Raw genomic sequence first — 12,592 nt, 5'->3', positions numbered from 1 at the left:
GGCCGCCCGGCAGCCGCGGCGCGCCCGGCGCCGACGGCCGCCTGCACGGACGCGGGGTGGCCTACGCGCGCTATGTGCACAGCAAGTTCCCCGGCTTCGGCGCCGCCTGGGCGGCCTGGGTCGTCGACCTGAGCGTGGACCCCGCCAGCGGCCGTATCGCCGTCGCCCGTGTGGTGGTGGGCCAGGATACCGGCATGATCGTCAACCCGGACGGCGTGCGCCACCAGATCCATGGCAACGTCAACCAGACCCTCAGCCGCTGCCTGATCGAACGCGTGCGGTTCGACGCGGCCGGCGTGGCCAGCCGCGAATGGGGCGGCTACCCCATCATGGGCTTCAAGGACCTGCCGCCCATCGACGTACTGCTGATGCCCCGCCAGGACCAGGCGCCCATGGGCGCGGGCGAGTCTGCCGCGATCCCGGGGCCGGCGGCCCTCGCCAACGCCCTGTTCGACGCCACCGGCCGGCGTTTTTACCAGGCGCCGTTCACGCCCGACGGGGTGCGCGCGGCGCTGCGCGCCCCCGCGGGATGACCCGGCGCGGATCGACCCGCGCGGGGCTCACGCCAGGCTGCGGAACGCCTGGTCCATGTCGGCGATCAGGTCTTCCTCATGCTCCAGGCCGATGGAAATGCGGATCAGCCCCTCGGACACGCCGGCCGCATCGCGCTCGGCCGCCGGCACGCCGGAATGCGTGGTCGAGGCCGGGTGGCACACCAGCGACTCGGTGCCGCCCAGGCTGACCGCCGACTTGAACAGCCGCAGGGCATTGATGCAACGGAACGCCTTGGCGCGACCGCCATCCAGCACGAAAGCGAAGGTCGAGCCCGGTCCGGTGCACTGACGTTTGTAGACCGCCTGGTACGCCTCGTCGGCGATGATTTCCGGATGATAGATGCGCACTTTCTCGTGCGGGTTGCCCGCCAGCCATTGCGCCACCCGGGTGGCGCTGCGCGCGGCCTGCTTCATGCGCAACACCACGGTTTCCATCGAGCGCGTGATCATCCAGCACGAATGCGGGTCCAACTGCGAGCCGAAGGCGCTGCGGATGGCGCGCACCTTCTTGATCAGGTCCTTGGAGCCGGTGACCGCGCCGGCCACCAGGTCGCTGTGTCCGCCCACGTACTTGGTCAGCGAATACACGCACAGGTCCACGCCGTGCGCGGCCGGCTTCTGAAAGATGGGCCCCAGCAGCGTGTTGTCGCACACCGAGATCGGGCGATAGCCGTGGCGGCTGGCGAATGCGTCCAGCTCGGCCTGCACCGCCTGGAAATCGATCAGCGCGTTGGTCGGATTGGCCGGCGTTTCCACATAGAACAGCCGCACCGGCCCCTGGGCCGCGGCCGCTTCGAGCGCATCGCGCATGCTGCGCGCCGACAGGCCGTCCTGGATCGGATGCGAGCCGATGCCCCATTCCGGGAAGATCTTGGCGATCAGGGTCTCGGTGCCGCCGTACAGAGGCACCGACTGCACCAACTGGTCGCCCGGACGCAGGAACGCCAGGAACACCGCACTGATCGCCGACATGCCGCTGGAGGTCACCGCGGCGTCCTCCGAGCCGTCCAGCAGCGACAGCCGGTCCTCGACGATTTCCAGGTTGGGATGGTTGAAGCGGCTGTACACCAGCCCGGCCGATTCGCCCTGCGGCAGAGGCTTGCGGCCAGCCACCAGATCGAAGAACTCGGCGCCGTCCTCGGCCGAACGGAAGGCGAAAGTGGACGTGAGAAACACCGGCGGCTTGACCGCGCCTTCGGACAGGAACGGGTCGAAGCCGTACGACATCATCTGCGTTTCGGCATGCAGCGGACGGCCGGAGATGTCTTTCTTGTGATAGCTGGAATAACTCATGGCGTGCCTCTCAAGGGGGAATGGCGGCCTGGCTGGCGGCGGCATCACGGGTATGGACACGATAGCGCCGCCGGCCGGGCGATGCAGCGAGTATGGGCCTGCCGGGCCGCAATGTTATTTCCATTTATGCTCTTGAAAATGGATAATGGGAAATATTGTTTCTCATATCAAGATAATCATGAAAGGGACTGCCTTGTTACATCAACTTGACGCGATTGATTGGAAAATCATGAAAATCCTTCAAGAAGATGGCCGGCTCTCCAACGCCGAACTGGCCGAGCGCGTGTCGCTGTCGGCCTCGCCCTGCTGGAAGCGCCTCAAGCGCCTGGAAACCTCCGGCATCATCCGCGGCTACCAGGCCATCCTCGACCGCCGCGCGCTCGGCATGGGCGTGGTGGCGTTCGTCAGCATCTCGCTGGACAACCACACCGAGAAAACCTGCCACGCCTTCGAAGCGGCGGTGGCCGCCATGCCCGAAGTGCTGGCCTGCCACAACACGACCGGCCAGCACGACTATCTGCTGCACATCGTGGCGCGCGACTTCGATGCCTATTCCGAGTTCGTGCGCAACCGGCTGCGCACCCTGCCCGGCGTGAAGGAACTGCTCAGCACCCTGTCGATGCACGAAGTGAAGTCATCGACCAAGCTGCATCTCTGAAAGTCCGTCGGCCGCGGGCCGCGCCGCTCGCCGCCAACGCCTTGCCGAGTGGTCGCCGGATATCGGGGCGTGTCACGAAGCTGTAGCGACCCGCCCCTAGAGTGTCGATTCCGATTGAATCCCAAAGAGGACTTCCTTTCATGAAATCGACTCTCCGCATCGCGGCGGCTGGCGCCTGCCTGTCCGTCTCGGCACTCTCTCCCGCCCTCGCGGCGACGGCCCCCTCCAGTACGGTCCGGCTCTATGGCCTGATCGATACCGGCCTGCAATACCTCAGCAACGGTCCCAGCGGCAACAGCAAGACGGGCATGAGCGCCGGCAACCTGAACGGTTCGCGCTGGGGGCTGCGCGGCACCGAAGACCTGGGCGACGGCCTGGCAACGGTATTCGTGCTGGAAAACGGCTTCAACTCCGGCAACGGCAGCGCCCTGCAAGGCGGCCGCCTGTTCGGCCGCCAGGCCTACGTCGGCCTGTCGAGCAAGCGCCTGGGCCGCCTGACGCTGGGCCGCCACAACACGCTCATGATCGACTGGATGAGCAAATACAACCCGTTCGACAACGCCAACTTCTCCATCAAGCGCCCCGACCCGGCCTTCTCCGACCGCACCGACAACGCGGTGATGTACGTCGGCAAGTTCGGACCCGTATCCGTCGGCGGCTACTACAGCTTCGGCTGGAACAACGAACAGTCGTTCGACGACAAGACGCGGGGCCGCATGTTCGGCGGCGGCGTGCGCTACCAGTCCGGCGGCCTGAGCGCCGGACTGCTGTATCACTCCAAGCATGCGGACAAGCCCGCCAAGGGCGCCAACAGCGACAACCGCGAAGACCGCATCGTGGCCGGCCTGTCGTACGACTTCGAGGACGTCAAGGTCTACGCCGGCTACCGCTGGCTGGAGCAGAAGCTGACGCAGCGCACCTACAAGAACAACCTGACCTGGCTGGGCGTGGCCTACCGGCCGGTGCAGAACAACCGCCTGTCGTTCGCCGTGTATCACCTGAATGACTCGGTTTGCGACGACATGAACAATGCCGTGTGCCCGGCCGCGCAGGCCGCCGGCACCGGCCAGAAGTCCACCATGTTCGTGCTGGGCAACGAATACGACCTGTCCAAGCGCACCACGGTCTACGCCGTGGCCGCCTATGCGGTCAACGACGATAAATCGGCGCAGAGCGTGGTCGGCGGCAAATACGGCGCCAACGTCGAACCGGGCAAGAACCAGTTCGGCCTGAACCTCGGCCTGCGGCACCGGTTTTGAACGCGCCGGCATCGACCGCGCGCGGCACGGCGATCGCCGTGCGCGGCCTGCGCCACGCCTTCAACGGCCACACCGTGCTGGACGGCGTCGACCTGGACGTGCCCGCGGGCACCGTCCTGGCGCTGCTGGGCCCGTCGGGCTGCGGCAAGAGCACTCTGCTCAAGTCGCTGGCCGGGCTGCTGCGGCCACAGGCCGGCAGCATTGCCTTCGGCGATGCCGTCGTCTGCGATACGCGGCGCCATGCGCCGCCGGAGCGCCGCGACCTCGGTATGGTGTTCCAGGACTACGCGCTATGGCCGCACCTGAGCGTGGCCGGCAACGTCGCCTTCCCGCTGGAAATGCGCGGTGTCCCCCGGCGCGAGCGGCCGGGCCGGGTGCATGAAGCCCTGGCCCTGGTCGGCCTGGGCGAGCACGCCGCGCGCCGGCCGTCGGAGCTGTCCGGCGGCCAGCAGCAGCGCGTCGCGCTGGCCCGCGCCATCGTGGCGCGGCCGCGCGTGCTGCTGTTCGACGAGCCGTTGTCCAACCTGGACCGCGCCTTGCGCGAATCGCTCTGCGTCGAAATCGGCGCGTTGCTGCGCCGCCTTGGCACCACCGCCGTCTATGTCACCCACGACCATGAGGAAGCCCATGCCCTGGCGCACACCATTGCCCGCATGGCGCACGGCCGCATCGCCGACCTCGTGCTGTCCAACCCCCAGGACTCTGCCTAAAATGCTCCACACTCCCCTTTCCAAACTACTTGCCACGTTCTTTATGACGCTTTCGTTCGGATTGGCCGCCGGCCAGGCCAAGGCGCTGACCGTTTACACCGCGGGGCCCGGCGCCCTGATCAAGCAATTGGCCGCTGGCTTTCACGACAAGACCGGCATCAGGGTCGATGTGTTCCAGGCCACCACCGGCAAGGTCATGGCGCGGCTCGAAGCCGAGTCCGCCAACCCGCGTGCCGACGTGCTGATCTCGGCGTCCTGGGACACCGCCCAGGACCTGGACCAGCGCGGCTGGCTGCTGGCCCACGACAGCCCCAATGCCGCCCAGGTGCCGGCCCGCTTCAAGACCCCGACCTATGTGGCGCAGGGCATCTCGGCGCTGGGCATCGTCTGGAACACGCGCAGCGGCACCCCCGAACCGCGCGACTGGGCCGACCTGACCGGCCCGCAGTTCAAGCAGAAGGTCACCACGCCCGATCCCGCCCTGTCCGGCGCCTCGCTCGACCTGCTGCTGGGCCTGCAAAGCGCCCAGGGCGAAGCGGCCTGGAAGCTGTTCGAGACGCTGCGCGACAACGGCATGACCATCTCCGGCCCCAACGCCCAGGCGCTGACGCCCGTGCTGCAAGGCGCCAAGGCCGCGGTGTTCGGCGCGGTCGACTACGTCTCGTACGCCAGCGTCGAGAAAGGCGAATCGATCAAGGTGATCTTCCCGTCCAGCGGCACCGCCATCGCGCCGCGCCCGATGATGATCCTCAAGACCACCAAGGTGCCCGACCAGGCCCGCCAGTTCATCGACTACGTGCTGTCCGAGGACGGCCAGCGCGCCGTCGCCGATGCCTGGCTGATGCCGGCGCGCCAGGACGTGGCCGGCAAGCGGCCGCTGTTCAAGGACCTGACCCTGCTGCCCGAAACCGCGCCCGGCGCCTCGCGCGCCGACGTGCTGGCGCGTTTCGCGCGCCTGTTCGGCCAACACTGACAGGCCGGGATGCCGGCGCGCCCGGCATCCCTTCTCCCACCATGAAAAGCGTTTTCCTCCTGGCGGCCATTACCGTGGCCGCCCTGGGCGTGCTCGTCGCCCTGCCGATGGCCTTCGTCGCGCTGCAGGCCGTCTTTCCCCACCTGGCCGAAGGCTCGTTGCGCGACCCCTTCGGCGCCTGGGCCGCCACCCTGGCCACGCCGGCCGCGCTGACCCTGCTGGGCGGCACGCTCAAGCTGGGCCTGGGCGTGGCCGCCGTCAGCGCCGCGATCGGCATTCCGCTGGGCGCCCTGCGCGGGCTGTTCCAGGTGCCGCTGGCGCGGTTGTGGGACCTGCTGTTCCTGGTGCCGTTCCTGCTGCCGCCCTACATCGCGGCGCTATCGTGGACCATGGCGCTGCAACCGCGCGGCTACCTGGAACAACTGGCCGGCTTCAACCTCGGGCCGCTGCTGTTCTCGCCGGCCGGCGTGACGCTGGCGATGGGCCTGGCGATCTTCCCGGTGGTGTACTTCGCCGTCTCGCGCAGCATGGCCGCCACCGGCGCCCGGCTGGCCGAGGTGGCGCGCGTGTTCGGCGCCGGCCCCTGGCGCGCTTTCCTGCGCGTGACCCTGCCACTGGCCTTGCCGGCCATCGGCGCCAGCCTGCTGCTGGCCTTCACCCTGGCGATCGAGGAATACGGCGTGCCCGCGGCCCTCGGCGCTCAGGCCGGCGTCGCCGTCATGACCACCGCCATCGAACGGCGCCTGGCCGACTGGCCCATTGATCTGCCCGGCGCGGCGCTGTTATCGCTGGTGCTGGTGGCGCTGGCGCTGACGGCCTACGCGATCCAGCGCGCGCTGGTGGCCGGGCGCGGCTTCGAGACCACCACCGGCAAGCCCGCGCCGCTGGCGCGCGGTCGGCTGGGAGCCTGGCGCTGGCCGGTACTGGCCCTGTTCGCAGCGGTGGCGCTGGTGGCGGTGGCGACGCCGCTGGCATCGATGCTGGCCGCGGCCCTGACGCGCCATGTTTCCGGCGGCCTGTCGCCGGACAACCTGACACTGGCCAATTTCGCGGCGCTGTTCCAGGCCGGCGGCGAAGCCTGGCAGGCACTGTCGACCAGCCTGCTGCTGGCCTGCGGCACCGCCCTGGCGGCGGGCGCGGTGGGCCTGCTGGCGGCCTGGTGCGTGGCCGGCCGCCATGTGCCGGGCGCGGCCGTCATTGACGCGCTGGCGCTGCTGCCCGCGGCGCTGCCCGGCGTGGTGGTTGGAGTCGGCCTGATCCTGGCCTGGAACCAGCCGTTCTGGCCGGCCTCGCCCTACGGCACCTGGGGCATCCTGCTGCTGTCGTACACCTGCCTGCTGCTGCCGTATCCGGTGCGCTACGTCGGCGCGGCGCTGGCGCAGCTCGGCGCCAACCTCGAAGCGGCCGCGCGCGTGCACGGCGCCAGCGCCGCCGCGGCGCTGCGCCGCGTGGTGCTGCCGCTGGTGCTGCCGGGCCTGGCGGCGTCCATGCTGATGGTGTTCGCGGTGGCCTCGCGCGAACTGGTCACCTCGCTGCTGCTGGCGCCGGCCGGTGTGCAGACGGTATCGGTGTTCGTGTGGCGGCAGTTCGAACAGGGTTCGGTCGGCGAAGGCATGGCCATGGCGGCGGTGGCGGTCGGCATCAGCCTGACGCTGATGCTGGCGGCCACCTCGATGCGGCGCGGCGCGCGCGCCTGATAGGCGGCGGGGCCGCCGCCTCAGGCCGGCCCCGGCGCCTCGCCGGCCGCCGACATCTCGCCCTGCACCACGCGGTTGCGCCCCTGGTGCTTGGCCTGGTAGAGGCCGCGATCGGCGACCTGGATCAGGTCGGTGCAGGGCCGGTCGGCCACCGGCACGGCGGTCGCGGTGCCGATACTGACGGTCAGCCACGGACCGCCGCCCATATCCTTGCGCGGAATCTGCATGGCCTCGACCGCGCGCCGCAGCTTCTCGGCGGCCAGGCGGGCGCTGCCGGCCGGCGTGCCCGGCAGCACCAGCGCGAATTCCTCGCCGCCGAAGCGCGCGGCCAGGTCGGTGGAGCGGTCGCAACTGGCGAAAATGGTGTTGGCGACGCGCTTGAGCGCCTCGTCGCCGGCGATATGGCCGTAGGTATCGTTATAGGCCTTGAAGTGGTCCACGTCGATCATCAGCATGCTGATCTCGCGGCCATCGCGGCGCGCGCGCAGCCACTCGGCATTGAGGTATTCGTCGAAATAGCGGCGGTTGCCCAGCCCGGTCAGGCCATCGGAATTGGTCAGGCGGCGCAGCTCCATATTGCTTTCCAGCAATTGCTGCTGGCTCTGGCGCAGCGCCTGGTAGGCCTCGTCGCGCTGCACCAGCGCCAGGTACGAGCGCGAGTGGTAGCGGATGCGCGCGACCAATTCGATGGAATCCGGCAACTTCACCAGGTAGTCGTTGGCGCCGGCCGCGAACGCGGCGCTCTTGATGGCCGGATCCTCCTTGGTCGACAGCACGATGATGGGAATGTCCCGCGTGACCGGGTGGTTGCGGTATTCCTGCACCAGGCTCAGGCCGTCTACGCCCGGCAGCACCAGGTCCTGCAGGATCACCGTGGGCCGTGTCTGCACCGCGACGGTCAGCGCTTTGTAGGGGTCCGAACAATAGTGGAAGTCGATGTTGCCCTCCGTGGCCAGGGCCCTGCGGATGGCCTCGCCGACCATGACCTGGTCATCGACCAGCAGCACCATGGCCGCGAGCGAATTCAGGTCGGCCGAGGCCTGGCTGTCGATGGGAGGATGCATAGTGTCTTTCCTTGATTTTCTAGCTATGCCCGGCGGGTGTGGCAAACGCCTGGACCAGGCGGGCTGCGATCTTGTCCAATGGGTGGATTTCAGCGGCGGCCTGCATCGCGGCGGCCGCCTTGGGCATGCCGTAGACCGCGCTGGTGGCCTGGTCCTGGGCAATGGTCAGGCAGCCGCGATCACGCAGCGCCTTCAGGCCGCGCGCGCCATCCTGCCCCATGCCGGTCAGCAGCACGCCAACGGCCTGGCCCTGCCAGTGCTGCGCAACGCTATGGAAAAATACATCGATAGAGGGACGGTACAGGCTTTCCTTCGGATTCTCGGTGTAACGCAGCGTACCATCGGCCAGCAGGTGCAGATGGTCGTCGGTGCCGGCCAGCAACACCTGTCCCGCCACCGGCCGTTCGCCCTCGCGCACCAGGCGCACCGGCAAGTCGACCTGATCGTTGAGCCAGTCGGCCATGCCGGCGGCGAACACGGCGTCGACATGCTGCACCAGCACAATGCCGGCGGGAAACGTCACCGGAATATCGCGTAACAACTGCGCCAGGGTGGCCGGCCCGCCGGCGGACGCGCCAATCACCAGCAGGCCCTGCGACGGGCCGGACTGGGCGGCGCCGCGGGCCACCGGCGCAAGGGTCGTGCGGGTGCTGCCGTAGCGGCCGATCAGCCAGCCGATATTGCGGATCTTGCGCAGCAATGGCGCCGCGGCGCTGCGCAGGTCGGCGCCGCCGACCACCGGCGTATCGACCGCGTCCAGCGCGCCATAGCCCATGGCATCGAATACGCGCGCGGTGTGGCGCGCCACGTCCACCGTGACCACCACGATGGCGCAAGGGGTTTCGGCCATGATGCGGCGGGTGGCCTCGACCCCGTCCATGACCGGCATGATGAGATCCATCAGCACCACGTCGGGCCGGTCGCGCACGCACAACTCGACCGCCTGCTGGCCATTGGCCGCGACCCAGGCGACCTCCAGACCCGGCTCCAGCGCGATGGCGCGCCGGAGGGTTTCCACCGCCATTTGCAGATCGTTGACGATACCGATTCTCACGTCAGCGCCTTTCCGATGAGGTCTTCCACGGCGTCCAGCAAGGCATCGTCGTGGAAACTGCCCTTGGCCAGATAATAGTCGGCGCCGGCATCCAGTCCGCGCCGGCGATCCTCTTCGCGATCCTTGTAAGACACTACCATCACCGGCAGGCTTTGCAACTTGGGATCGGCCTTGATGCGCGACACCAATTCGATTCCATCCATGCGCGGCATGTCGACGTCGGTCACCACCAGGTCGAAGGCCTCGTTGCGCAGCATGTTCCAGCCGTCCATGCCATCCACCGCCACCGCCACCTCGAAACCGCGGTTCAGCAGCAGCTTGCGCTCCAGCTCGCGCACCGTCAGCGAATCATCCACCACCAGCACGCGCTTGCGGCGGCGCGCCTGCGCCACCGGACCGCCGCCATCGACCCGCGCCAGGCGCCCGCCTTCCACCAGTTTCTGCACCGACAGCAGCATGTCCTCGACGTCCAGGATCAGCAGCGGCGTGCCATCGTCCATCAGCGAACCGGCCATCACGTCCTGCACCTTGCCCAGACGCGGGTCCAGCGGCTGCACCACCAGCGTGCGCTCGCCCACATAGCGGTCCACGGCGATGCCGTAGTGCTTGTCATGGTCGCCCACCACCACCACCGGCAGCGTCTCGGCGGCCGGCGCCGGTTCGCCGGCGCGCAGGATCTGGCGCGCCGACACCAGGCCGATCTGGCGATCCATGAAGCGGAAATGCTGGTGTCCTTCGAGCTGCTCGATGTCCTGCGCGCGTACCTGCAACGCATGGCTGACATAGGCCAGCGGAAAGGCGTAGATCTCGCCCTGCACCTCGACCAGCAGGCTGCGCACTACCGACAGCGACAGCGGCATCTCCAGCACGAACCGCGTGCCCTGGCCGGTCTGCTGGTGGATGCGCACGGCGCCGCGCAGTTGGCGCACCATGGTCTGCACCACGTCCAGGCCGACACCGCGGCCCGAGATCTCGGTGACTTCGCCACGCGTGCTGAAGCCGGACAGGAACAGGAACTCCAGCAATTCGGCCTCGCTCAGGCGCGCAGCCGTCTCGGCGTTGGTCAGCTTGCGCTGCACCACCTCGAACCGCAGACGGTCCAGCGAAATGCCACCGCCATCGTCGCTCAGTTCGATCAGCAGCATACCGGCCGCGTGGCGCGCCGACAGGCGGATCAGGCCCTCGGCCGGCTTGCCCGCCGCCAGCCGGTCCATCGGCATCTCGATGCCGTGGTCGACCGCGTTGCGCAACAGGTGCATCAGCGGCGCATCCAGCTTGTCCAGGATGTCGCGGTCGACCTGGGTCGAATCGCCTTCGATTTCCAGCCGCACCTGTTTGCCCAGTGACCGTCCCAGGTCGCGCACCATCCGCGCCATGCCGCCCAGGCCATCGCCGAACGGCCGCATGCGGCAGGCCAGCGCGGTGTCATACAGGCGCTGCGCCAGGTGGCCCATGCGCCAGCCGAATTCATCGACCTCGCTGGCGCGCTGCGCCAATTCCTGCTGGCAGGCCTGGACGATGCGCTGGGCATCGTCCAGCGCCGCCTGGCTGCGGGCGTCGATAGGCTCGCCGGCCAGCGAGGCGCGCAGGCTGTCCAGCGCCTGGCCGGCGCCCGATTGCAGCCGCCGCAGCCGCAGCATGGAAGCACTGAAGGGCGCGATCCAGTGCGATTCCACCAGGGTTTCGCTGGACAGGCCGAGCAGCTTGTTGAGCGTGTCGGCGGTCACTCGCAGCACCCGCTCACCCTCGCCCAACACTTGGTCCGAACTGCGGCGCGCGGCCGGCGGCGCGGCGGACGCATCGTCCGGCTGCGGGATGGGCGGCAGGAAGTCCGCGGCCTTGGGCGGCCTTTCCGGCGCCGGCGCGGCCGGCGGCGCATCGGGCGCATTCGACAGCCTGGCGACCAGCTCGTCGATCTCTTGGCCCAGCTCCACGCCCGGCGTGGCGACGCGTTGCAGCAGGTCCGTGCCCAGCAGCAGCGCGTCGATATCGGCGGCCTGCAGGCGCAGGCGCCCTTCCTGCGCCGCCACCAGGCAATCCTCCATGGCGTGCGCGATGCGCACCGCGGGGTGCAGGTCGACGATGCGCGCGGCGCCCTTGAGCGAATGCGCCGCGCGCATGCAGGCCTCCAGCTGCGGCGCCGAAGTCGGGTCGTGCTCCAGCGCCAGCAGGCCGTTGTTCAGCACCTGCACCTGATTGCGGGTTTCCAGCTGGAACAGCTCCAGCAGCGAGGCATCGCGCATCTGGTCCGGGTTCACGCCAGGCTCCGTTCCAAGGCTTGCATCAACAGGGTCTCGTCCAGCACGCCGACGCTGCGCTGACCGCAGCGCACCATGCCCCGCGAGTATTTCAGGCTGGCGCCCTCGACCGTGGCCGGCAGCGGCAACAGCGCCTGCAGGTCGGCGCCATGGATGCCTTCGACCTCGTCCACCGGCAACACCACCGCCCGCCCGGCGCCGCCGAACAACAACATGCGCGCGGCGGCCGGGCGCTCGCGGCCGCTATCGACGGTGGCGCCATCCAGGCCCAGCAAACGCCCCAGCGACACACAGACGGTCAGCGTGCCGCGCATATTGGTCACGCCCAGCACCGCCGGATCGCGCCGGTGCGGCAAGGGCAGGATCGCGCGGGTCGGCGTCACTTCATCCAGCGCCCGGGTCGGCAAGCCGAGCCATTCCCCGCCCAGGCGGAACACCAGCAGCGACGACAGCCGCGCCTGCGCCGCGTCGTCCCGGCCGGCCGCGACCGCCTCGGCGCCGCTCTGCGGCGGCAGGCGGTCCAGGATGCGCTTGGCCGCCCCGGCATAGACCGGGCAATTGCGGCAATGCACATGCTCGGACAGGCGCTCGCAGCTTTTGTCACCGCGAATACCGATGCGGTTCCAGCAGTCGTCCACCTCCGCCAGGCGGGCCAGGGCGTCGAGCGTGTCAACCACGGCGGCCCTCCTGGCGCGCGGCGCGCGCCTGCAGGCGGCGGGCGCCTTCGTGGTCGCCGCCGGCCGCGATCAGCGCGGCCAGGTGCAGCAGCGCCTCGTGATGGGTCGGATCCAGGTACAGGGCCTTGCGATAGGCGGCCTCGGCCTGGCGCGTATCGCCCTCGGCGTCCTGCAACAAGCCCAGCAGGTACAGCGCCTGGGCGCTGGCGCCGTGCGCGCCGAGGTGCGCGCGGCAGCGCGCCATCGCCTCGCCCACCGATCCCTGGTCCGCCAGCCTGGCGATGGCGCGCAGGTCCGCTTCGATCCCGGCGGCGGGCGCGACGGCAGGCGCGGCCTTGGCCGGCGTCAGGCTGGCGGCAGGCGCCAAGGTCGCGGCCGACGCGGCAATCGCCGGC

The 12,592-nt window shown here is 69.3% G+C and carries 11 protein-coding genes and 1 pseudogene; 6 read left to right on the top strand and 6 right to left on the bottom strand.

The window, feature by feature from the left end; translation table 11 throughout:
• A partial coding sequence (locus tag HV701_RS25775) for a molybdopterin cofactor-binding domain-containing protein (RefSeq protein ID WP_175135841.1) occupies positions 1 to 533 on the top strand: 533 nt, incomplete at its 5' end.
• Between the two features lie 27 nt (positions 534 to 560).
• On the opposite strand, the gene HV701_RS25770 is transcribed toward HV701_RS25775, so the two are convergent.
• Positions 561 to 1,847 (bottom strand): cystathionine gamma-synthase family protein, encoded by a 1,287-nt coding sequence (locus HV701_RS25770; protein WP_175135840.1) that lies wholly within the window; start codon positions 1,845 to 1,847, stop codon positions 561 to 563.
• 178 nt (positions 1,848 to 2,025) lie between these two features.
• On the opposite strand from HV701_RS25770, the gene HV701_RS25765 reads away from it, so the two are divergent.
• The 5 genes from HV701_RS25765 to HV701_RS25745 all read left to right on the top strand — a co-directional run bounded on the left by HV701_RS25765 (position 2,026) and on the right by HV701_RS25745 (position 7,144).
• Complete coding sequence (locus tag HV701_RS25765; protein ID WP_175135839.1) at positions 2,026 to 2,505, top strand: Lrp/AsnC family transcriptional regulator; 480 nt, start codon at positions 2,026 to 2,028, stop codon at positions 2,503 to 2,505.
• A gap of 140 nt (positions 2,506 to 2,645) precedes the next feature.
• Complete coding sequence (locus tag HV701_RS25760) at positions 2,646 to 3,764, top strand: porin (protein ID WP_175135838.1); 1,119 nt, start codon at positions 2,646 to 2,648, stop codon at positions 3,762 to 3,764.
• The gene (locus tag HV701_RS25755) at positions 3,761 to 4,474 is read left to right on the top strand and encodes an ABC transporter ATP-binding protein (protein ID WP_175135837.1); all 714 of its coding nucleotides are present in this window, start codon (positions 3,761 to 3,763) and stop codon (positions 4,472 to 4,474) included. Before HV701_RS25760 ends, HV701_RS25755 begins: the two co-directional genes overlap by 4 nt.
• A gap of 43 nt (positions 4,475 to 4,517) precedes the next feature.
• Complete coding sequence (locus HV701_RS25750) at positions 4,518 to 5,447, top strand: ABC transporter substrate-binding protein (protein ID WP_217467995.1); 930 nt, start codon at positions 4,518 to 4,520, stop codon at positions 5,445 to 5,447.
• 41 nt (positions 5,448 to 5,488) lie between these two features.
• Entirely contained in the window at positions 5,489 to 7,144 is a 1,656-nt protein-coding gene (locus tag HV701_RS25745; RefSeq protein ID WP_175135835.1) for an ABC transporter permease, read from the top strand.
• A 20-nt stretch (positions 7,145 to 7,164) separates the two neighbouring features.
• Here HV701_RS25745 and HV701_RS25740 read toward each other — a convergent pair whose 3' ends face one another.
• From HV701_RS25740 to HV701_RS25720, 5 genes and pseudogenes are all read right to left on the bottom strand, one after another.
• A complete protein-coding gene (locus HV701_RS25740) occupies positions 7,165 to 8,208 on the bottom strand; it encodes a response regulator (protein ID WP_175135834.1) in 1,044 nt (347 codons plus the stop codon).
• A 19-nt stretch (positions 8,209 to 8,227) separates the two neighbouring features.
• A complete protein-coding gene (gene cheB / locus HV701_RS25735) occupies positions 8,228 to 9,262 on the bottom strand; it encodes a chemotaxis response regulator protein-glutamate methylesterase (protein ID WP_175135833.1) in 1,035 nt (344 codons plus the stop codon).
• Positions 9,259 to 11,520, bottom strand: a complete 2,262-nt coding sequence (locus HV701_RS25730; RefSeq protein WP_175135832.1) for a hybrid sensor histidine kinase/response regulator — start codon at positions 11,518 to 11,520, stop codon at positions 9,259 to 9,261. The genes cheB and HV701_RS25730 overlap by 4 nt, the downstream gene beginning before the upstream one ends.
• Positions 11,517 to 12,197 (bottom strand): chemotaxis protein CheW, encoded by a 681-nt coding sequence (locus HV701_RS25725; protein WP_236756446.1) that lies wholly within the window; start codon positions 12,195 to 12,197, stop codon positions 11,517 to 11,519. Before HV701_RS25725 ends, HV701_RS25730 begins: the two co-directional genes overlap by 4 nt.
• A pseudogene (locus HV701_RS25720) lies at positions 12,190 to 12,592 on the bottom strand (tetratricopeptide repeat protein); the annotation flags it as partial. The pseudogene HV701_RS25720 and the gene HV701_RS25725, both read right to left, overlap by 8 nt.

The sequence above is a fragment of the Achromobacter pulmonis genome, assembly GCF_902859765.1.
Taxonomy (GTDB): domain Bacteria; phylum Pseudomonadota; class Gammaproteobacteria; order Burkholderiales; family Burkholderiaceae_B; genus Achromobacter; species Achromobacter pulmonis.
Note: the sequence above shows the minus strand (reverse complement) of the source record. Positions and strands in the feature narration are given on the sequence as shown.